Consider the following 20,840-nt stretch of genomic DNA (forward strand, 5'->3'; position numbering starts at 1 on the left):
CCGAGAGCTCACCTCGCCCCCTTGCGGCCCAGCCTTGACAAATTTTTTTGTCGGTGCGAGGCTCGCCGTACACGAGGGAGGAAGCCATGAACAACGTCGTTTCCAGTGACGGCACTGTGATCGCCTACGACCGTGTCGGCCAGGGGCCGGCCGTCGTCCTGGTGGACGGGGCCATGTGCCACCGCGCCGCCGGCCCCAACCCCGCGCTCGCCCAGGCCCTGGCCGCCCGCTTCACCGTCTACACCTACGACCGCCGGGGGCGCGGCGAGAGCGGCGACATCCCCTCGGGCCGTGAGGCGCGGTTCGACCCCCGGGACGAGATCGACGACCTGGCCGCGCTGGTGAAGGAGGCCGGCGACGACGTGCGCCTGTACGGCATCTCCTCCGGCGCGGCCCTCGCCCTGGCCGCCGTCGACGCGGGTCTGCCCGTGTCCAGGCTCGCGGTCTACGAGCCGCCGTTCGTCGTGGACGGCTCGCGGCCGCCCGTCCCGGCCGACTTCGAGGAGCGGATGCGGGAGCTCGTGGCCACGGGCCGCCGCAGCGACGCGGTCCGCTCCTTCATGCGCGCCGGCGTCGGGCTGCCCGCTGTGATGGTGGCGATGATGCGGCTCATGCCGGCCTGGTCGGGGCTGAAGGCCGTGGCCCACACGCTGCCGTACGACCTGGCGCTGGCGGCGAGGTACCAGCGGGGCGAGCCGATCCCGGCGGGCACCTGGGCGGGCGTCACCGTCCCCACCCTGGTGATCGACGGCGGCAAGAGCCCCGCGTGGATGCGCGACGGCGTGCGCGCCGTGGCCGGGGCGCTGCCCGCCGCCCGCCACCGCACCTTGGAGGGACAGACCCACCTCGTCAAGGCCGACGCCCTCGCGCCCGTCCTCGCCGAGTTCTTCGCCTAGCCGACCGCACGCGTTCCCCGGCCTGCCGTCCCACACCGGTGAGGCCCGGCCGGGCGAGTCTTCGCCTGTCGAGTGGGCATAGGGAGCCCATGGCTGAGTTCCTGACCGACATCACCACCATCCGAGAGAGGGCCCGCGCCGAGATCGAGAAGGGCCCCATCACCGACGCGTACGGCGCAGACCTGGACCGGGTGATCCAGGTCTGCAACGAGGCCCTGGCCACCGAGCTGGTGTGCGTCCTGCGGTACAAGCGCCACTACTACACCGCCACCGGGATCCAGTCGGAGGCCGTCGCCCAGGAGTTCCTGGAGCACGCGGGCGAGGAGCAGGAGCACGCGGACAAGCTCGCGGCCCGGATCGTCCAGCTCGGCGGCGAGCCGGACTTCAATCCCGACACGCTGACGAAGCGCTCCCACTCCCAGTACGACGCCAGCAGCGGGCTGATCGCGATGATCAAGGAAGATCTCGTCGCCGAGCGGGTCGCCGTGGCCACCTACACGGAGATCATCCAGTGGCTGGGCGACCGCGACATCACCACGCGGCGGGTGTTCGAGGAGCTGCTCGCCAAGGAGGAGGAGCACGCCGACGACATGCAGAGCCTGCTCGAACGCATCCCCGCCACCCCGCCCGTCCCACCGGCGCCTCCGGCCTGACGGCCAGGCCGTTCCCGCCCACCGGCCCTCACCCCGCACGGCGGCGGGTGAGGGCGTGGGGCGAGCCCGACAGACGTACCGGGCCTTACGGGTGAGGGGGCTCGCTCTCAGGAGTGAGACGAAGGATCGCCCGTCACGGCGATCCCTTCTGACCAGGGAAATCGGAGGATTGACCTATCCCCGAAACACCCTGGAGAGCATCATGAACGTCCGCACCGCCTTCGTCGCCGCCCCCCTGCTGATCTTCGCGTACGGCGCGATCCGCATCGTCGACGGGTTCGACGGAGAGAAGGGGCCCGGTCTGGCCTGGACCACCGGGCACATGGCCTTCATGGCGGCCCTCGTCCTCTTTGTGCCGATATTTTGGGAAATGAGGCGCAGGTTGGACCGGAACGCTCTGGCCACCACAGCCGTGGCGGCGGGCTTCGTCGGCATCGCCTGCGCGTTCGCGCAGTTCGCCATCGACCTGGTCGTCGGGTTCGCGGCCGCCGACCACGCGGCGATGGGGCCGCTGTTCGACCAGGTCAAGGCCGTGCCCGGGGTGTCCCTGGCCGTCTACGACGGCGGGCCGTTCCTGTTCTACATCGCCCAGTTCGTGCTCGTCACGCAGCTCGCGACGCGTCGGCAGGTCCGGGCGTGGACGCCCGTCCTCGTCCTGCTCGACTTCACGCTGCCGATCATCGACCGCGACCTGATCCCGGTCGGCGCCCTCCTGCTGCTCGTCTCGTTCGTGCCGATGGCGCGCCGCCGCGAGGAGGCGGCGCCCCGGCACGCCCTCGCCCACGCCTGAGACCACGCTCATGCCTGAGACCGCAGGCCACGCGAGGGAACACGCCCGGTATGCGGCAGGATGGGACGCCGTGCCCTCCCTGCCGTCCTATCCGCCTCTCGTCGACGCCGCCCGCCGGCGGCTGCGCGAGCTGCCGCCCCTCCTGGTCGACGCGGCCCTCACCGGGCTGATCCTCGTGGCGCAGCTCTGGCCGCTGCTGTCCGGTGACAGCCATGACGGCCGCCCGTGGGACTGGTGGGGGTACGCGGTCGCGGCCGGCGCCTCGCTCCCCCTGATGTGGCGGCGCCGGGCGCCCGTGACAGTTCTGATCACGAGCCTGTCCGTCGGCGCCCTGTACGACCTCGCCGACAACGTCGCCCGGCAGCCCATCTGGTACGGCGCGACCGTCGCGTTCTACACCGTCGCCGCGTACTCGCCCCGCTGGAAGCGGCTCGTCATGCTGGTCCTGACGCTCAGCGGCGGCATGCTGGTGGTCGGCTCCACGGAGACCGCGTTGCGCGGCATCGTCCTGTTCGTCGCGGCGTACGCCATCGGCAGGACCGCGGCCACGTCCCGAGCGCACGCCGCGGCCCTGGAGGAACGGGCCGCCCAATTGGAGAAGGAGCGCCAGATGGAGGCGGAGCGAGCGGCCGAGCGCGAGCGGGCTCGCATCGCCCGCGACATGCACGACATCCTGGCTCACGCGGTCAGCATCATGGTGGTGCAGGCGGAGGCGGGCCCCGTGGTGGTGCGGACGAACCCCGTCCGGGCCGAGGCCGCGTTCGACGCGATCGCCGCGGCCGGGCGCGACGCGATGGCGCAGCTCAGGCGGATGCTCGGCGTGCTCAAGGAGGGCGAGGCGCCCAGGGCGCCGCAGCCGACCGTCGGAGACCTGCCCGCACTGGCCGGCCAGGTCTCCGGCACCGGCCTCGACGTGACGTTCTCCGAGACCGGCGACCCGCGGCCGCTCACGCCCGACTGCGCGGTGGCCGCCTACCGGATCACGCAGGAGGCCCTGACCAACACCGTCAAGCACGCCGGCGCGGTCCATGCCGACATCCGGCTCACCTGGGAGGACCACAACCTCATGATCGACATCACCGACGACGGGCAGGGCTCGGGCCGCGGGCTGCCCTCGGGCGGCAACGGCCTGATCGGCATGCGCGAGCGCGCCGCGGCGTGCGGCGGCGTGGCGACGGCCGGGCCACGCCAGGACGGGCCCGGCTACCGGGTGTCGGTGCGCCTTCCGGTGGTGACCTCGTGACCGGCCCCGTCCGCATCGTCGTGGCCGACGACCAGGAGCTGGTCCGGGGCGGGTTCGCGATGATCCTCGACGCCCAGCCGGACATCGAGGTGGTGGCCGAGGCCGGTGACGGCGTCGCGGCCGTCGCGGCGGTCCGCGAGCACGACCCCGACGTGCTCCTGCTCGACATCCGCATGCCCCGCATGGACGGCATCGAGGCGGCCCGGATCGTCTGCGCGGAGACCGGCTGCCGGGTGCTCATGCTGACGACGTTCGACCACGACGACTACGTCTACGACGCGCTGCGGGCCGGCGCGAGCGGGTTCCTGCTCAAGGACGTGCGCCGCGACGACCTGGTCAACGCCGTGCGCGTGGTCGCCGGGGGCGAGTCGCTGCTGGCGCCCCAGGTCACCACGAGGCTGATCTCGGCGTTCACCTCAAGGCCCGCCGCGCGGCCCGCGGAGGCGCTGACGGTGCTGACCGCGCGGGAGCGGGAGACGTTGCAGCTCATCGCCCGCGGGCTGTCCAACGCGGAGATCGCCGAGCAGATGGTGGTGAGCGAGCACACCGTGAAGACGCACGTCAGCAACGTGCTGTCCAAGCTCGGCCTGCGCGACCGGGTCCAGGCGGTGATCGCCGCGTACGAGGCGGGGCTGGCCGTGCCGGGTGCGTAAGGCGCCGGGTGCGTGAGGCCGGGTGCGTAAGGCGGGGACGGGCGGGTATGCGGGCGTCTATGAGCGTTGACTCCGAGAACTACGACGCCGACCTGCTCTGGGAGGAGTTCCACGGAGTGGTCAACATGACGTCCGAGGAGCTCCGGGCCTACCTGTTGGCCGACGCCTCCGGCGAGGAGGCCTTCCCCGCGGAGACCGACCTGGGCCTCGACCTGCTGGGGCGCGGGGTCCTGCAGGTGCTGACCAAGCGGAAGACCGACCTGACCAAGGACGATCTCGACACCATGCGCCAGGTCGTGGATCTGGTGGAGACCCTGAACGACCGGACCGACGACGAGGCCCGGCGGCTCCAGCTCTCCGTGGGCCATGACCCGTTGCGGGCCACGTGACCGGAGCTTGACCGAAGGGCCGGGAAAGGTCCGTCAGGAGGGCGACTCGTCGTGGCGAATCGTCAAATGGTGGATGGAACACGACTACAGATGGTGCAATGGGCCATGCCGTACGCATCCGAGGAGGCCCGTTGACAGACAACCTCGACCTCGCCGCCAGCGCCCAGGAGCTGGCCGACGCCGCGCCGGCCGGGTCGCTGGACCGTACCGCCGCGACGTCGGTGGCCATCACGCTGGCCACGACGCGCGACGCGAACCACGCCAGGCAGACGCTGGACGGGCTGGCGCCCGACGACGTGCGGCGGGCTGCGCTCCAGCTCTTCGACCGCCTCCAGGCCCCCTGATCGGGCCCGGGGCCGCCCCTCAGGACCGCTGACGGGCCTGAGGGGCCTGAGGGTCAGAGCGCGATCTCGTACTCGACCTGGTCGATCGGGTGGCCGTCGCCGAAGTCGTGGAGCCGGGTGGCGCCCGACTCGGTGAAGCCGCACTTGGCGTAGAAGCGGCGTGACTGCGCGGTGTCGCGCAGTGTCCACAGGTGCGCGCCGCTGTGGCCGCGTGCCCGCAGGGCGTCGAGCGTGGCCGTCATCAGGGCGCCCGCGACGCCGCTGCCCCACCCGTCCGGGTGGTTGTAGAAGCCGAAGATCTCCGCCTCGCCGGGCCGCTGCGGCGAGGCGCCGAAGTACGAGTACGCCAGGGGACGCTCGCCGGGGCGCGCGGCGAGCAGAACGGTGTCAGCCGTCTCGGCGAGCACGGCATGCCACTTGACGCGCCGGTGCGCGACCGCCTGGTCGGAGAACGCGGGGGCGAAGAACGGCCGGTACGCCACGGACCAGGCCTCGGCGTGGATCTCGCCCACCACGTCCCCGTCGGCAGCGGTCGCCGGGAAGATCGTGAAGTCAGACATGGCCGAAGCCTAGGGACTCGCGGGCCCCCGCCGTACGGGCCGGGCTCAGGCGGACCCGCACCGCGCGGCGGGCCCGGTCGGCGGCCCGCGGGTCGCGGTGCAGCTGGAGGGCGTGGTTGAGCGCCATGAGCACGCCCATCAGCTCGAACGCCACCTGCTCGGGATCCGTGTCGTCCGGCAGGTCCCCGGCGTCCACGGCGCGCCCGGCCTCCTTGCGCAGCCGCGCCGTCCAGGTGTCGAACCTGGCCTCCACCGCGTCGCGCACCGCCCCGTCCCTCCCGTCGAACTCGTGGGCGGCGGCCACGAAGAAGCACCCGCCGGGGAACACCCCGCGCTCCAGGTACGAGATCCACGCCTCGCACAGGGCGACGAGGCGCGGCAGTCCCGGCGTGACCATCACGACGGGCTCCCACACCTCCGCGCGGAACACCTCCCCCGCCCGCTCCAGCACCGCGAGCTGGAGCGCCTCCTTGGAGCCGAAGTGGCCGAGCACGCCGGACTTGCTCATGCCGAGCTCCGTGGCGAGCCGGCCGATGGTCAGGCCCTCCAGCCCTTCGACGGAGGCGATGGCCACGGAGCGGTCGAGGATGGCGGAGCGGGTGCCGAGCGCGTCGGCGACGGACCTGCGGGGACTCATGCTGCCTCCGGGAGCGGCTTCATGGGGACACTTTAGCGTCCGAACGATCGGTTGCTATAGTCCGGCCCATGAACGGATCACGCCTCGTCGCCACCGGCCACTACCAGCCCACCCGGGTGCTGACCAACGACGATCTCGCCGCCATGGTGGACACCAGCGACGAGTGGATCACCAAGCGCGTCGGCATCCGCACCCGCCACGTGGCCGGCCCGGACGAGGGCGTGCCCGAGCTGGCCGTGAACGCGGCGGCCAAGGCGCTGGCCGGCAGCGGCCTGGACGCCGCCGACATCGATCTCGTGCTGGTGGCGACGTGTACGCAGCTCGACCGGGCGCCGAACGTGGCGGCCATCGTCGCGGCCCGGCTCGGCGTGCCGGGCGCGGCGGTCATGGACGTCGGAGTGTCGTGTTCGGGGTTCACGCACGCGCTGGCCGTGGCCGACCACACGATCCGCGCGGGCGCGGCCAGGCACGCCCTCGTCATCGGGGCCGACACCATGACGGCGGTCACCGACTGGACCGACCGGACCACCTGCGTGCTGACCGGCGACGGCGCGGGCGCCGCCGTGGTCAGTGCGGCGCCGTCGCCGGAGATCGGCCCGGTCGTCTGGGGCTCGGCCCCGGAGCTGGGCAACGCGGTCCGCATCGGCGGCACGCCCACCCGGTTCGCGCAGGAGGGGCAGACCGTCTACCGCTGGGCCACCACCAGGCTGCCCGCCATCGCCCGCGAGGCGTGCGAGCGGGGCGGGGTCGCGCCCGAGGAGCTCGCGGCCGTCGTCCTGCACCAGGCGAACCTGCGCATGATCGAGCCCATCGCCGAGCGCATCGGCGCGGTCAACGCGGTCGTGGCCCGCGACGTGGTCGAGTCGGGCAACACCTCGGGCGCGAGCGTCCCGCTGGCGCTGTCCAAGCTGGTGGAGCGGGGCGAGGTGCGGCGCGGCGCGCCGATGCTGCTGTTCGGCTTCGGCGGCAACCTCTCGTACGCGGGGATGGTCGTCCGCTGCCCCTGAGGTTCCGGCGCCGCCGCGGTCACGGCCGGTGCGAGGCGAGGACGGCGCGCATGTCGGCGATGGCGCGCAGCGTGCCGCGGACCGTGCCCGTGACCTTCGAGCGGCCCGCGCGCGGCAGGTAGTCGACCTCCCTCTCGGTGACGCGCCAGCCCGCCGCGGCGGCGCGCAGCACCATCTCCAGCGGATAGCCGAACCTGCGGTCGGCCAGTCCCAGGGCCACCAGCGCCTCGCGGCGGCAGGCACGCATCGGGCCGAGGTCGCGCAGCGGGATCCCCGCGCCGCGGCGCAGCCGCCAGGCGAGCACGGCGTTGCCGGCGCGGGCGTGCGCGGGCCAGCCGTGCCCGCCGCCGCCCGGACCAGGCCGGCGCTCCACCCGCCGGCCCAGCACCAGGTCGCCGTCCCCCGCCAGGACGGGCTCGGCGACGCGCGGGAGCTGGCGCGGGTCGAGCGAGGCGTCGGCGTCCATGAAGCAGACGATCCGCGCGGTGGCGGCCATGAGGCCGGTGTGGCAGGCCGCGCCGAACCCCCTGCGCGGCTCGTGCACCACCGTCGCCCCATGGGCCTCGGCGACCCGGGCGGACCCGTCGGTGGAGCCGTTGTCCACCACGATCGGGCGATATCCGTACGGCATGCGCTCCAGCACCCAGGGGAGCGCGGCGGCCTCGTCGAGGCAGGGCAGCACGACATCGATCACGAGTCCGACGGTACGTACCGGGGGCCGGGTCAACCCTTACGAAGCCATGACGGCGGCCGTGGTGAACTCCCTCAGGCCGTCCTCGAACGCCACCTGAGCCGTGAACCCCAGCTCCCGGGCCGCCTTCGCGGGCGAGGCGACGATGTGGCGGACGTCCCCGAGGCGGTAGCCGCCCGTGACGACCGGCGCCGGCCCCCCGGTCGCCGCCGCCAGCGCACGGGCCAGGTCCCCGACCGTGCGCGGCGTCCCGCCGGCGATGTTGTACGCCGTCAGGGCCCCGGGCCTGTCCTCCTCCAGGGCGAGGGCGTTGGCCCGGGCCACGTCGCGGACGTGGACGAAGTCGCGCCGCTGCCCGCCGTCCTCGAACACCCGCGGCGCCCGCCCGTTCACCAGCTCCGACAGGAAGATCGCGGCGACCCCGGCGTACGGGGTGTCGCGCGGCATGCCGGGGCCGTAGACGTTGTGGTAGCGCAGGGCCGTCACGGTCCCGCCGGTCTCGCGGGCCCAGCCGGCGGCCAGGTGCTCCTGGGCGAGCTTGGTGGTGGCGTAGGCGTTGCGCGGGTCCATGGGGGCGTCCTCGGCGATGACGGCCGGGACGAGCACGGCGTCGCAGCACGGGCACCGGGGGTCGAACACCCCGGCCGCCAGGTCCTCCTCGCGCCGGGGGCCGGGCCGTACCGGGCCGTGGGCGGGACAGTCGTAGGCGCCCTCGCCGTACACGACCATGGAGGAGGCGAGGACCAGCCGCCGCACACCGTGCCGCGCCATGGCGGCGAGCAGGACGGCGGTGCCGCACACGTTCGCGGACGCGTACGCGGGCAGGTCGGCCACGTCCACGCCGAGCCCGACCTTGGCGGCCTGGTGGACGACGGCGTCGACGCCGGGCAGCAGCCGGTCGAGGGCGTCGGCGTCGCGCACGTCCACGCCCGTCCTGAGGTCGGCGGGCACGACGTCGCGGACGGCGGTGACGCCTTCGAGCGTCTCGGCGATGTGACGGCCGATGAAGCCGGCTGAGCCGGTCAGCAACACGCGCATGCCGCCGATCCAACACCCGGCGCGACCACGCGGACCTTACGGTGCGGGAACGTCGCCGAGCCCGGACGCATGCCGCGCCTCGAAGACGCGGCGAGAATGTAGGCGTAAGCGGGAGGAACCGCCGGGGTGGAGGGTGGATGCGGATCGGGATCCTGGGGCCGCTGCAGGTGGCCGGGGTCGCGGTGAGCGGCGCCCGGGTGCGGGCCCTGCTGGTGCGGCTGGCGCTGGACCCCGGTCGCGTGGTGACGGCGGACCGGCTGATCGGCGACCTGTGGCCGGACGAGAGGCCGGCGCATCCGGTCGCGGCGTTGCAGTCGCTGGTGTCCAGGGCGCGGCGTGAGGCGCCGGGGATCGTGTCGTCGCGTCCCGGCGGGTACGCGCTGGACGTGCCGGCCGGCGAGGTGGACGCGTGGGAGTTCGAGCGGCTCGTACGGGCCGGTGAGGCGCGGGCGGCGCTGCGGCTGTGGCGGGGGGCGGCGCTGGCGGACGTGGCGGGGCTGCCGTTCGCGACCGGACCGGCGGCGCGGCTGGAGGAGCTGCGCCTGACGGCCCTGGCCACGCGGATCGCCACCGACCTGACCGAACGCGGCGGCGCGGGCGGCGGGGCCGACGGGGTGGTGGCCGAGTTGCGGGCGCTGGTGGCCGAGCATCCGCTGCGGGAGCCGTTCCACGCCCTGCTCGTACGGGCGCTGGCGGCGGCGGGGCGGCAGGGGGAGGCGCTGGAGGCGTTCGAGCGGGCCCGCGCGAGGCTGGCCGGTGAGCTGGGCGCGGACCCCGGGGCGGAGCTGCGGCAGGCGCATCTCGCGGCTCTGCGTGACCCTCCCCCGGGAGCGGCGGGGCCTCCGGAGAGCGAGGGTGGCGGGCGGCTGCCGGCTCGGGTGACGAGCTTCGTGGGGCGCTCCGGCGATCTCTCCCACCTCCGTGCGCTCCTCATGGCCTCGCAGGCGGGGGACGACGGGACGGCCGCGCGACCGGAAGACGGCGTGCGGCTCGTGACACTGGTGGGGCCGGGCGGGGCGGGGAAGACGCGGCTGGCCGTCGAGGCGGCCGCCACGCTCGGCGGCGCGGTGTGGCTGGTCGAGCTGGCCTCCGCCTCCGGTGTCCTGGCCTCCCTGGAAGGTGTGCTGCGCACCACCGACCCCGTGACGGCGCTGCGGGGCTTTCGCCGGCCGCTGGTCGTGCTGGACAACTGCGAGCACCTCGTCGACGAGGCCGCGCGGGTGACGCGGTGGCTGCTCGGCGCGGTGCCGGGGCTGCGGGTCCTGGCCACCAGCCGGGAGCCGCTGGACATCCCCGGCGAGACGCTCCACCGGGTGCTCCCGCTGGAGGAGGCGGCGGCCGTGGAGCTGTTCCGGGACCGGGCCGCCGCGGCGCGGCCGGACGTACGGGTCGAGGCCGGGGACGCGGCGCGGATCTGCCGCGAGCTCGACGGGATACCGCTGGCGATCGAGCTGGCCGCCGCCCGGCTGCGGACCATGTCCGTCGCCCTGCTGGTGAGCGGGCTCGGGGACCGGCTGTCCTTCCGCGGCGGCCGGACCGCCGAGCCGCGGCACCGCACGCTGCGCGCGGTGATCGACTGGAGCTGGGAGCTGCTGTCGGACGCGGAGCGGGACCTGCTGCGCGCGTTCACGGTGTTCGCGGGCGGCGCGGACGCCGACGCGGTCGCGCGGATCTGCGGCGAGCAGGGCGGCGTGGCCGGGGGCGTCGAGGGCGGCGTGCTCGAGGTGCTCGCCTCGCTGGTGGACAAGTCGCTCATCGGCGTCTCCGGCGACCGGTACACGATGCTGGAGACCATCAGGCAGTACGCCGCCGCGGACCTGCCGGACGTGCGTCGCGCCCACGCCCGCCACTACACCGCGCTGGCCGAGGCGGCCGGACCCGGGCTGCGGACCGGCGGGCAGCTCCACTGGCTCGCCGTGCTGGACGCCGAGCAGGGCAACCTGGACGCCGCGCTGGAGCACACCGACGACCCGCTCCGGCTCCTCCTGGCCCGGTTGTGGCCGTGGATCATGCGGGGGCGGCGGCGCGAGGCGGCCGAGCGGGCGGCCGAGGTGCTGCGGCGGGTGGGCGACGTGCCGCCGGAGGGGCGGGAGCCGGCCCACGGGCTCTGCCGGGTGATCATGGGCGAGGAGCCGCCGGACGCCGTCCGGCTCTCGGACCATCCGGCGGCGGTGACCTGCTTCGCGCTCATTCCGGCCCCCCTGCCCGGCCTCGTACGGCTCGCCGAGGAGAACGCCGAGCGCCTGCGCGGCCACCCCGACCCGTGGACGAGGGCGGCGGCGGCGCTGGCGTGCGGCCTGGCGCGGTTCGAGTTCGGCTCGGCGGCCGAGGCGGGTGAGCCGCTGCGGGCGGCGCTGGCCGGGTTCGAGCAGACCGGCGACCGGTGGGGGCTGTCGTTCACGCTGCACTGGCTGTCGCTGGCCGCCGAGAACGAGGGCGACCACGCCGAGGCCGTGGCGCTGGCCCGGGAGGGCGAGCGGCTGGCCGGGGAGATCGCCGGGCTGGAGTCCCCCGCCGGGCCGATCCTGTTCCTGTCCCGGCTGGGGCGGCTCCAGGCCCGCACGGGCGACCTCGCAGCGGCCGCCACCACCCTGGCCAGGGCGGAGGAGGTGGTGAGCGGAGACCCCGACGGCGACTCCGTGGCGTACGCCCGGGTGCTGCACGCCAGGGCGGAGGTGGCCCGCCGCTCGGGCGATCCCGGCGCGGCGGCCCGGCTGCTGCACCGGGCCCTGCAATTGCTGCCCGGCGCGCCCGCCCAGTTCGAGGCGCTGGTGCACGTGGAGCTCGCCCGCGTCTCGGCCGACCCCTGGCCGCCGCTGCGCCGGGCCCTGGAGCTCATGGCGGCCTCGCCGGACCGTACGGTCCGCGCGACCGTGCTGGAGGGCACGGCGGAGCACTGTGGCCCGGAGCTCGCCGCCGAGCTGGCCGGGGCGGCGGGAGCGCTGCGCGGCGGAGCCGGGGCGGGCGACCCCGCGCTGCTCGCCCGCTGCCGTCACGCCCTGGGCGAGGCGGGCCTTCGGCGGGCCCTGACCAGGGGCGCCGCGATCCCCCACCCTGAGAGGTACGCGCTTCATCACCGTAGGTCAACACCATAGGCGCCGGTCGTGGAGACAGGTGATGGGCGATCTTCCGTACGGGCGGGTAATACGCGAGGGTGGGGAAGCACGTTCTCGGTTATGTGAGGAGACCTGTGACCGACTCAGTCACACTCGACGCGCGGGGCAGCGACTTCGCCCGCCTTTCCCGGAGGATCGCGGAGGCCGGCCTGCTCGACCGGCGGCCTGTCTACTACGCGGTGCGCACCTGCCTGGCCACGGCCGCCTACCTCGGTGGGTGGGCCCTGTTCTGGTGGGCCGGCGACTCGTGGCTCCAACTTCTGGTCGCCGCGGTGCTCGCCTTTGTCTTCGCGCAGCTCGGCTTCCTCGCCCACGACCTCGGGCACCGCCAGGTGTTCCGTACGCGCCGGCCGAGCGACATCATGGGGCTCCTGGTGGGCAACCTCGGCATCGGCCTCGGCTGGGGCTGGTGGACCGTCAAGCACAACCGCCACCACGCCAACCCCAACCACGAGGACCACGACCCCGACGTCTCGCCGGCGGTGATCGTCTGGTCGACCGACCAGGCCCGGCGCAGCCGGGGACTGCCGCGGTTCGTCGCGCGCCGACAGGCGTACCTGTTCTTCCCGCTGCTGACGCTGGAGGGATGGCACCTGCACGTGGCCAGCTTCCGTGCCCTCACGAACCCGGCCGTCAAGCGGCGCGGCGCGGAGCTGGCGCTGCTGGTGACGCACTTCGCGGTCTACTTCGGCGTGGTGTTCGCGACGCTGTCGCCGGTCAAGGCCGTGGTGTTCCTGATCGTCCACCAGGGGCTGTTCGGCCTCTACCTGGGCTCCACGTTCGCCCCCAACCACAAGGGCATGCCGATCCTCACCAAGGACGACAAGCTGGACTTCCTGCGCAAGCAGGTGCTGACCTCGCGCAACGTCAAGGGCGGACCGGTCGTCGACGTGCTGCTCGGCCAGCTCAACTACCAGATCGAGCACCACCTGTTCCCGAACATGCCGGCGCCCAACCTGCGGCGGGCCCAGCCGATCGTCCGCGACTACTGCGCCGAGATCGGGGTCGACTATCTGGAGACCGGCCTGCTCGACTCGTACGGCCAGGCGCTGCGGCACCTGCACGCCGCCGGCGCGCCCCTGCGCTCGGCCCCGGCGAGGTCGTGAGCCGCGCTCCGCGGAGACGTCAGTTCTGCCCGAGGCGGCGGCGCAGCTCGTCGCGCCGCCGCTCCAGATCGGCGATCAGCTGCTCCTGATCGTCCGCCATGGCGATCATGGTGCCGATCTCGATCGGATCGGTCGCCCCCAGCTCGCCGATCTGCTGGCGGATGTCCTTGTTCTCCGCGCGCAGCCGCGCCAGGTCCTCCTCGACCTGCCGCAGCTCCTCATCAGTGCTCATCCTCCTGATCTACCCAGCCGGAAGCCCGCCGCACGTCGCCGCAGTCGCGGTGGAGGTCGGCGCAGTGGTCGGGGATGCGGTACAGAATGGGCGTCATGCGCGGATTACGGGCCGGGACGGCCATGTCGCTCGGTGTGGTCGCCGTCGTGCTCGGCGCCACACTGGCCATCGCGCTGTTCGAGCAGGGCCCCCGGCCGAACGCCCTGGACCTGATCCTCCCCCTCGTCGCCGGGGCCGCCACGCTGGCGCGGCTGCGGCATCCCGTGGCGGCGCTGGTCGTCGTGACCGTCGCGGTCGTCGCCTACTACCCGTTCGCCCGGCTGGACGGGCCGCTGCTGATCCTCATGTTCGTCGTCCTCTACACGGCCGCCGACCGGGGTCACCTGGTGGCCGCCATCGCCACGGGCGCCGCCTCGCTGCTGGCCCTCGGGTACGGCGAGAGCGGCGACGTCAGGCACATCAGCGACGGCGTGTTCATCTCCATCATGGGCTGGGTGGTGGCGTGCCTCGCGTTCGGCGGCGTCACCCGCACCCGCCGCGCCTACCTGGAGGAGGCCGAGCGGCGCGCGATGGAGGCCGAGCACGGCAGGGAGGAGGAGGCCAGGCGGCGGGCCGGCGAGGAGCGGCTGCGCATCGCCCGTGAGCTGCACGACGTCCTCGGCCACAACATCTCCATGATCAACGTGCAGGCCGCGGCGGCGCTGCACGGGCTGAAGAAACGGCCCGAGGAGGCCGAGACGGCGCTGCGCACGATCAAGGAGACGAGCAAGGAGACGCTGCGCGAGCTGCGCACCACGCTGGGCGTGCTGCGGCAGGTGGACGAGGAGGCGCCGACGGCCCCGCCCGACAGCCTGGCGCGCGTGGACGCCCTGGTCGCCGCCACGGGGCTGTCGGTGCGCACCGAGCTGTCGGGGCCGCTGGACGGCGTGCCGACGGAGATCGACCTGGCGGCGACGCGCATCGTCCGTGAGGCGCTGACGAACGTCTCCCGCCACTCCGGGACCGACGCGGCCACACTCGCCATCACCACCGAATCCGGACATCTGGTGATCCGGGTGGAGGATGATGGCCCCGGGGCCACGTACACGGAGGGCAGCGGCTTCGGCGTCCAGGGCATGCGCGAGCGTGCCACGGCGCTGGGCGGCACCCTGGAGGCGGGGCCCCGGCCCGAGGGCGGCTTCCGCGTCGTCGCGGACCTTCCCCTGAAAACCCCGTTTCCCCTGAACGGAGCCTGATGATCCGGGTACTCCTGGCCGACGACCAGACCCTCGTGCGCGCCGGGTTCCGGTCGATCCTGAGCGACGAGGACGACCTGGACGTGGTCGCCGAGGCCGCCAACGGCGAGGAGGCGGTGGAGCAGGCCAGGCGGCACCGCCCCGACGTGGTGCTCATGGACATCCGCATGCCGCAGCTCGACGGCCTGGAGGCGACCCGCCGGATCGTCACCGACCCCCGGCTCGACGGCGTCAAGGTGGTCATCCTGACCACGTTCGACCTGGACGACTACGTGTACGGGGCGCTGCGGTCGGGCGCGAGCGGCTTCCTGGTCAAGGACACCGAGCCGGCCGAGCTGATCCACGCCGTGCGGGTCGTGGCCCGCGGCGACGCGCTGATCGCCCCCTCGATCACGCGCCGGCTGATCGCCGAGTTCGCCGGCCGGGTCAAGCGCCCGGAGCCGGGGCCGCGGCTCAACGCGCTGACCGAGCGCGAGCGGGAGGTCATGTCGCTGGTGGCGGCCGGGCTGTCCAACGACGAGATCGCGGCCCGGCTCGTGCTCAGCCCCGCCACGGCCAAGACCCACGTCAGCCGCATCATGACCAAGCTCGCCGCGCGGGACCGCGCCCAGCTCGTGGTCATCGCGTACGAGGCCGGCATGATCACCCCCGGCTGGCTCACCCCCTGAGGCGCCTGACGCCCCGGCCGGCCGTACACCCTGGGTGGTACGGCCGGCCCCGCCGGACACCCGGAGGAGTACGCCAGGTGCCCGCGCCCGCATGACGCGGCGGCCCGAGCCGTCACCGCAGGCTGTGCGCCATGGACACCGTGGAACTCGCCCGCCTGCAGTTCGCCCTCACCGCGGGGGCGCACTTCCTCTTCGTGGCGCTGACGCTCGGCCTCGCGACGCTGGTGGCCGTCGTACAGACCTGGGCGACGCTCACCCGCAGCCCGCTCCACCTGCGGATGACCAGATTCTGGGGACAGCTCTACATCGTCAACTACGCGATGGGCATCGTCACCGGCCTCGTGATGGAGTTCCAGCTCGGGATGGCGTGGAAAGGGCTGACGGAGTTCGCGGGCAACGCGTTCGGCGCCTCGCTGGCGATCGAGACGCTGGTGGCCTTCTTCCTCGAGTCCACGTTCCTCGGCCTGTGGATCTTCGGCTGGAACAAGCTGAACCGGTGGGCCCACCTGGCGGCCATCTGGATCGTGACGCTCACGGCGTACGCGTCGGCGTTCTGGATCCTCGTCTCCAACGGCTTCCTCCAGAACCCCGTCGGCTACGAACTGGCCGGCGGCGTGCTGCGGCTGACCGACTTCGGGGCGATGGTGGCCAACCCGGCGGCCCGGGTGGCGTTCTTCCACGTGCTCGGCGGCGCCATGATCACGGGCGGCTTCTTCATGGCCGGGGTGAGCGCCTACCACCTGCGCCGGCGCACCGCCGAGCAGGACTTCTTCCGCAAGTCGCTGCGGATCGGCATCGGCGTGGCGCTGCCCGCGACCCTGTTCACCGCGACGTTCGGCGGCCTCGGCTTCCAGACGCTCCAGCCGGCCAAGGCCGCCGCGTGGACGGGTGACGCCGGCCGGCTGGCCGCCGCGCAGGCCGAGATGGCGGCGGCGCACGGCCCCGGCGACTACCTGCCCCCGGCCGGGTGGGTGCAGGCCGGGGCGATGACGATGCTGATCGCGTTCGCGGCGATGTTCTTCTTCTCCGGGCTGAGCGCGCTGCTCATGCTGTTCCGGCCCGCGGTGCGGGGCCTGCGGGTGTGGCACTGGCTGCTGACCCTGATGATCCCGGTGCCGTTCGCGGCCATGCTGGGCGGCTGGGTGTTCCGCGAGATGGGCCGCCAGCCATGGGCGGTGTACGGCCTGCTGACCACGGCCGAGGCGATGTCGCCGCTCACCGGGGCGCAGATGAGGCTCTCGCTGACCGCGTTCGTGACCGTGTTCGCCGTGCTGATCGCCACCAACTACTGGCTGCTGGCCAGGACCGCCCGGCGCGGCCCGGACGCGGTGACGCTCGGCGACCGGCCGATCGAGTCGCCCGCCCCCGCCCTGTCCTTCTGACCCCGCTTGAGGAGCCCCTCATGGAGATCTTCATCCTGGCCTTCTTCGCGCTCGGCTACCTCGTGCTGGCCGGAGCCGACATCGGCGTCGGCATGGTGCTGCCGTACCTGGGCCGGAGCGCCGGCGAGCGACGCGAGGTGATCGCTGCGATCGCCCCGTTCTTCCTCGGCAACGAGGTGTGGCTGGTGTCCACCGCCGGCGTGCTCGCGGGGCTCTTCCCCCGGCTGGAGGGCGAGCTGCTGAGCGGCGATCCCGTACTGGTGGTGGCGCTGGTGCTGTCCTGGGTGGTGCGCGACATGGGGCTCTGGCTGCGCGGGCGGCTGACCCGCGCCGGCTGGCAGGGCCTCTGGGACGGGGCGGTGGTCGCGGGGAGCTGGGGGCTGGCGCTGAGCTGGGGGGTGCTGCTGAGCGACGTGCTGCTCGGCATCCACGGGCCGATCGCGGTGCTGCCGGCGCTGGTGGTGGCCGCGCTGTTCGGCACGCACGGGCTGGCCTTCGCCACGCTGCGGCTGCGCGGCGAGCTGCGGCGGCGCGCGGCCGTGCTGTCGGGCGGCTCCGGTGAGGCCCGCACGTACGCGCTGACCGCCGCCGCGCTCGTCGTGATCGGGGTGCTGGCCGGGCTGCGGCTGCCGCTCGTGGCCGGGCCCACGGCGTCGCTGCTCACGCCGGTCGTCCTCGCGGTGATGCCGTTCCTCGTGGCCTCGCAGGCGTGGGTCTGGTGGACCTTCCGTCACCGCGTGAGCGGCCCGTCCTATCTGTGAAGGTCCACCAGCGGCGGCGCCGCGTCAGGAGCGGCGCGGATGGGTGAAGGAGCTGTCCGACTTCACCGAGGCGTCCTCAGGGGCGACCTCGGGAGGCGAGGCGCGCAGCCACCGGCACCCGTGCGGGCCGAGCGGCAGACGTACCGCCCCCTTGTCCGAGACCTCGGTCGTGCCGTCCACCAGCAGGTCGGTGAGCTGGTAGTTCGCCAGGCCGTCCAGCTTCAGCTCCACCTCCTCGGTCGTCCTGCCCAGGTTGTGCAGGACGACCACCGACGCGCCGTCGGCGTCGCAGCGGTGCGCCAGCACCTGCGGGCTGCTCGAGTCGATCACCGTGTGGGTGCCCCACGCCAGCTCCGGGCACTCGCGGTAGCGCTCGATGAGGAGCTGGATCCAGCGCAGCAGCGAGTCCTGCTGGCGCTTCTGGTCGGCCACGTTGACCCGCTCGGGCCCGAAGGCTCCGTCCGGCATCTTCCGTACGGGCTCGTGCATGCTGAAGCCACCCTCGCTCGACCACTGCATGGGGGTGCGGACCGCCATGCGACCCTCGGCGGCGAGGTTCTCCCCCATGCCGATCTCCTCTCCGTAGAACAGCACCGGTGTGCCCGGCAGCGAGAAGAGCAGGCTGTAGGCCATCTTGATCCGCCGCAGGTCGCCGCCCAGCATGGGCGGAAGCCGGCGGCGCAGGCCACGGCCGAAGATCTGCATGTCCTCCTCGGGGCCGAACGCCTGGAAGATCTCCTGGCGCTCCTCGTCGGTGAGCTTGTCCAGGGTCAGCTCGTCGTGGTTGCGCAGGAACGTCGCCCACTGGCAGTCCTTGGGCGGCCGGGGCCGCTCCTTGAGCGCCGAGGCCAGCGGCTCTGCCTCGCCCCTGGCCAGTGACAGCCAGGCGCGCTGCATGCCGATGAAGTCGAAGCACATGGTGACCTGGTCGCCGAGTCCGTTGCCGAAGTAGCCCATGAGCTCCTTGTAGGGGACGTTGACCTCGCCGAGCAGCACCGAGTCGCCCTGACGGCGGGTCATGAAGGCCCGCAGGTCCGCCAGGAAGTCGTGCGGGTCGGCGAGCTTGGGCTCGACGTTCTCGATGAGGAACGGCACCGCGTCCACCCGGAAGCCCGACAGCCCGAGCTCCATCCAGAAGCCCAGGATGCGGGCGATCTCGTCGCGGACCTCGGGGTTGGCCACGTTGAGGTCGGGCTGGTGCCGGTAGAAGCTGTGCAGGTAGTACTGGCCCGACCCCCTGTCGTACTGCCAGATGCTGTTCTCCTTGTCGGGGAAGACCACCTGGCCGGGGTCGTCCGGCTCCTTCTTGTCGGACCAGACGTACCAGTCGCGGCGCGGCGAGTCCTTGCTCTTACGCGCCTCCTTGAACCACGGGTGCTGGTCGGAGGTGTGGTTGACGACCAGGTCCGCGATGACCCGCAGCCCCCGGTCATGGGCGGTCCGCATGAACTCCACGAAGTCGCCGAGCGTGCCGAGCCGGGGGTCGATGGCGTAGAAGTCGGTGATGTCGTAGCCGTCGTCCTTGTTGGGGGTGGGGTAGAACGGCATGAGCCACAGACACGTCACCCCCAGTCCCGCGAGGTAGTCGATCTGCTGCGTGAGGCCGCGGAAGTCGCCGATGCCGTCGCCGTTGCCGTCCTTGTACGTCTCCACGTCCAGGCAGTAGACGACGGCGTTCTTCCACCACAGATCCGAGGTGTACGTCAATCGCATGGACCGCCGCTACCCACAGGATCGCCCGGAATGCCGGACGCCTCCCGGGGAAGCGGAGATCGCCACTAAGGTCTGACCCACACGATCCCCCAGGAGGGCACGATGAGCGACCACGCGATCACCTTCGACCTGATCGACGTCGACAAGGACGGCCGCATCTCGGCTGAGGAGCTGGTCCGGCTGATGGAGGCCCTGGGGCAGCCGATCAGCCTGGAGCGGGCCCAGGCCGGGGTGGCCCGGCTCGACCAGGACGGCGACGGGCTGATCGACCTGAACGAGTTCGGCGCCTTCCTCAAGGACTGAGCCCGGGGCCACCCGGGCCCCGAGGTCAGGCGGCGTAGAGGTAGACCTGGCCGAAGACCTCGGACAGGGCCTTCAGGTCGGTCGCGGCGTCCACCTCCGGCTTGGCCGGGTCGTAGACCGTGGCCAGGCGGGGACGGACCGAGGTCAGCTTCTTGAGCTGGTCCCAGGTGGTGTTGGCCGCCCACTTCTCGCCGTACGCGCGGCTGACCTGCCCCTGGCCGTTCTCGTAGCGGCTCCACAGCGTGACGGTCTCGGCGGCGTCGTCCTGCAGCGGGCTCGCCACGTGCTCAGTGATGGCCTTGGTGGCCTGCTCCCCGGTGAGCTGGGGCGCGCCGGGCGCGGCGAGCCCCGCGTCCTCGACGGAGATCTGCGCGTACGCGTCCCACGCCCGGGCCCGGACCTGGATCCACTGGTTGCGCTGCGCCGTGGCGGCGTCGATCTTCCAGGTGGTGTACTCGGTGGCCAGGTGGCCGCTGTCGAGGGCGAGCTGGTCGATCTTGCCCTTGGCCAGCCAGGCGCCGATCCGCTCGGGGTCGAGGAGCGGGTACTTCTGGGTGATCGCGGTCTTGCAGGCCTCGTCGGCGCCGCAGCCGAACAGCGGCACCATCGTGTGCGCGGCCAGCTTGCGGCCCGGGGCGAGCTTGCGCAGCTCGGCCGATGCCTCGTTGACGAACGTGTCCATCTCGTCGGCGCTCTGGAACAGCTGCCCGTCCCCGAGCTGCCGGGTGAACCGGACACCCACGACGCCCGGCTGCGCGGCCAGCGCGGCGACCTGCTTGGCGCCCTCGGCGAGCTTGCCGGCCTTCCAGTCGTCGGCCAGCTCGGCGTCCACCCACACCCGCAGGCCCGCCGCGACGGCGCTCTTCACGGCCTTGCCGGTGGTGCTCTCCTCGGCCTGGGAGATCTGCTCGGCCGACAGGCCCGCCGGCGGGACGGAGCACTCCTCGCCCGCCTTGCACTCCGGCGTGCCGCCGTCCTCGGCGCCCTCGACGTCCGGGTCGCCCCCGTCGTGCGCCTGCCCGTCGCCCACGCCGTCGGGCGGGGTCGGGTCGCACACGTTGCCCGCGTCGCCGCAGTCGACCCCGATGGAGTCGAGCGGTCCTGCCGCCTCCAGGTTCTCGCCGTCGTTGGCCAGCCAGAACCTGGCGATGTCCAGCGCCTCGTCGGGGGTGGCCATCCACCGGCACACGACGTAGGCGGGGGTGTCGCCGGCCATCAGGTCGTTGCAGCTGCGGGGATCGTCCTCCGACCACGCGGGGACGCCGATGCCGAGCAGGGAGAGGGCGAGTCCTATGACGAAGAGCTGCCGCAGTCGAGGTCGCATCGAGGCGCCTTACGTGAGGGGTGATCGTCGGGCATTAGGCACGATATCTGGATGATCAGTGACGTTCAATGAGATCAGGGGGTCTTGACCGCTTTTCTG

Annotated in this window: 22 protein-coding genes; 15 read left to right on the forward strand and 7 right to left on the reverse strand. The window is 73.1% G+C overall.

Annotation, left to right across the window (positions count from 1 at the left end):
- The first annotated feature begins 86 nt into the window (after positions 1–86).
- The 7 genes from MTP10_RS35970 (at position 87) to MTP10_RS36000 (ending at position 4,968) form a co-directional block, all read left to right on the forward strand.
- Entirely contained in the window at positions 87–896 is an 810-nt protein-coding gene (locus MTP10_RS35970; protein WP_310715550.1) for an alpha/beta hydrolase, read from the forward strand.
- Between the two features lie 89 nt (positions 897–985).
- Positions 986–1,549 carry a ferritin-like domain-containing protein gene (locus MTP10_RS35975; RefSeq protein WP_310715552.1) on the forward strand — a complete coding sequence of 188 codons (564 nt, stop codon included), beginning with the start codon at positions 986–988 and terminating at the stop codon, positions 1,547–1,549.
- Positions 1,550–1,751: 202 nt separating this feature from the next.
- Positions 1,752–2,339: a hypothetical protein gene (locus MTP10_RS35980; RefSeq protein WP_310715554.1), complete on the forward strand. Its 588-nt coding sequence runs from the start codon at positions 1,752–1,754 to the stop codon at positions 2,337–2,339.
- A gap of 70 nt (positions 2,340–2,409) precedes the next feature.
- The gene (locus tag MTP10_RS35985) at positions 2,410–3,582 is read left to right on the forward strand and encodes a histidine kinase (RefSeq protein ID WP_310715556.1); all 1,173 of its coding nucleotides are present in this window, start codon (positions 2,410–2,412) and stop codon (positions 3,580–3,582) included.
- Complete coding sequence (locus MTP10_RS35990) at positions 3,579–4,235, forward strand: response regulator transcription factor (RefSeq protein ID WP_310715558.1); 657 nt, start codon at positions 3,579–3,581, stop codon at positions 4,233–4,235. The genes MTP10_RS35985 and MTP10_RS35990 overlap by 4 nt, the downstream gene beginning before the upstream one ends.
- Positions 4,236–4,294: 59 nt before the next feature.
- A complete protein-coding gene (locus tag MTP10_RS35995; RefSeq protein WP_310715559.1) occupies positions 4,295–4,624 on the forward strand; it encodes a DUF3140 domain-containing protein in 330 nt (109 codons plus the stop codon).
- A gap of 131 nt (positions 4,625–4,755) precedes the next feature.
- Positions 4,756–4,968, forward strand: a complete 213-nt coding sequence (locus MTP10_RS36000; RefSeq protein ID WP_310715560.1) for a hypothetical protein — start codon at positions 4,756–4,758, stop codon at positions 4,966–4,968.
- 53 nt (positions 4,969–5,021) lie between these two features.
- Here MTP10_RS36000 and MTP10_RS36005 read toward each other — a convergent pair whose 3' ends face one another.
- Both MTP10_RS36005 and MTP10_RS36010 read right to left on the reverse strand, forming a co-directional pair.
- Positions 5,022–5,528 carry a GNAT family N-acetyltransferase gene (locus MTP10_RS36005; protein WP_310715561.1) on the reverse strand — a complete coding sequence of 169 codons (507 nt, stop codon included), beginning with the start codon at positions 5,526–5,528 and terminating at the stop codon, positions 5,022–5,024.
- Entirely contained in the window at positions 5,521–6,165 is a 645-nt protein-coding gene (locus MTP10_RS36010; protein WP_310715563.1) for a TetR/AcrR family transcriptional regulator, read from the reverse strand. The genes MTP10_RS36005 and MTP10_RS36010 overlap by 8 nt, the downstream gene beginning before the upstream one ends.
- A 68-nt stretch (positions 6,166–6,233) precedes the next feature.
- On the opposite strand from MTP10_RS36010, the gene MTP10_RS36015 reads away from it, so the two are divergent.
- Entirely contained in the window at positions 6,234–7,172 is a 939-nt protein-coding gene (locus MTP10_RS36015) for a beta-ketoacyl-ACP synthase III (protein ID WP_310715564.1), read from the forward strand.
- 19 nt (positions 7,173–7,191) lie between these two features.
- Here the strand turns inward: MTP10_RS36015 and MTP10_RS36020 are convergent, their stop codons facing one another.
- Positions 7,192–7,866, reverse strand: coding sequence for a glycosyltransferase family 2 protein (locus MTP10_RS36020; RefSeq protein ID WP_310715565.1), 675 nt, complete (start codon positions 7,864–7,866; stop codon positions 7,192–7,194).
- A gap of 36 nt (positions 7,867–7,902) precedes the next feature.
- Positions 7,903–8,901, reverse strand: a complete 999-nt coding sequence (locus MTP10_RS36025; protein ID WP_310715567.1) for an NAD-dependent epimerase/dehydratase family protein — start codon at positions 8,899–8,901, stop codon at positions 7,903–7,905.
- A 137-nt stretch (positions 8,902–9,038) separates the two neighbouring features.
- Between MTP10_RS36025 and MTP10_RS36030 the strand changes: the two genes are divergently transcribed.
- Complete coding sequence (locus tag MTP10_RS36030) at positions 9,039–11,996, forward strand: BTAD domain-containing putative transcriptional regulator (protein WP_310715568.1); 2,958 nt, start codon at positions 9,039–9,041, stop codon at positions 11,994–11,996.
- A 95-nt stretch (positions 11,997–12,091) separates the two neighbouring features.
- Positions 12,092–13,123 (forward strand): acyl-CoA desaturase, encoded by a 1,032-nt coding sequence (locus tag MTP10_RS36035; protein WP_310715571.1) that lies wholly within the window; start codon positions 12,092–12,094, stop codon positions 13,121–13,123.
- A 19-nt stretch (positions 13,124–13,142) separates the two neighbouring features.
- Here the strand turns inward: MTP10_RS36035 and MTP10_RS36040 are convergent, their stop codons facing one another.
- Entirely contained in the window at positions 13,143–13,355 is a 213-nt protein-coding gene (locus MTP10_RS36040; protein WP_310715573.1) for a hypothetical protein, read from the reverse strand.
- 95 nt (positions 13,356–13,450) lie between these two features.
- On the opposite strand from MTP10_RS36040, the gene MTP10_RS36045 reads away from it, so the two are divergent.
- The 4 genes from MTP10_RS36045 (at position 13,451) to MTP10_RS36060 (ending at position 17,401) form a co-directional block, all read left to right on the forward strand.
- Positions 13,451–14,590, forward strand: a complete 1,140-nt coding sequence (locus MTP10_RS36045; protein ID WP_310715574.1) for a sensor histidine kinase — start codon at positions 13,451–13,453, stop codon at positions 14,588–14,590.
- Positions 14,590–15,258: a response regulator transcription factor gene (locus MTP10_RS36050; RefSeq protein ID WP_310715576.1), complete on the forward strand. Its 669-nt coding sequence runs from the start codon at positions 14,590–14,592 to the stop codon at positions 15,256–15,258. Before MTP10_RS36045 ends, MTP10_RS36050 begins: the two co-directional genes overlap by 1 nt.
- Before the next feature lie 131 nt (positions 15,259–15,389).
- The gene (locus tag MTP10_RS36055; protein WP_310715578.1) at positions 15,390–16,640 is read left to right on the forward strand and encodes a cytochrome ubiquinol oxidase subunit I; all 1,251 of its coding nucleotides are present in this window, start codon (positions 15,390–15,392) and stop codon (positions 16,638–16,640) included.
- Positions 16,641–16,660: 20 nt separating this feature from the next.
- On the forward strand, positions 16,661–17,401 hold the full coding sequence (locus MTP10_RS36060) for a cytochrome d ubiquinol oxidase subunit II (protein WP_310715580.1): 741 nt from the start codon (positions 16,661–16,663) through the stop codon (positions 17,399–17,401).
- Positions 17,402–17,425: 24 nt separating this feature from the next.
- On the opposite strand, the gene MTP10_RS36065 is transcribed toward MTP10_RS36060, so the two are convergent.
- On the reverse strand, positions 17,426–19,114 hold the full coding sequence (locus MTP10_RS36065; protein ID WP_310715582.1) for an alpha-amylase family protein: 1,689 nt from the start codon (positions 19,112–19,114) through the stop codon (positions 17,426–17,428).
- Between the two features lie 102 nt (positions 19,115–19,216).
- Here MTP10_RS36065 and MTP10_RS36070 point away from each other — a divergent pair, with 102 nt between their 5' ends.
- Positions 19,217–19,417, forward strand: a complete 201-nt coding sequence (locus MTP10_RS36070; RefSeq protein ID WP_310715583.1) for an EF-hand domain-containing protein — start codon at positions 19,217–19,219, stop codon at positions 19,415–19,417.
- Positions 19,418–19,442: 25 nt separating this feature from the next.
- Here the strand turns inward: MTP10_RS36070 and MTP10_RS36075 are convergent, their stop codons facing one another.
- Positions 19,443–20,741, reverse strand: a complete 1,299-nt coding sequence (locus MTP10_RS36075) for a hypothetical protein (protein WP_310715585.1) — start codon at positions 20,739–20,741, stop codon at positions 19,443–19,445.
- Between the last annotated feature and the right edge of the window lie 99 nt (positions 20,742–20,840).

Origin of the sequence: Nonomuraea sp. 3-1Str (assembly GCF_031570565.1) — a bacterium.
Lineage (GTDB): Bacteria > Actinomycetota > Actinomycetes > Streptosporangiales > Streptosporangiaceae > Nonomuraea.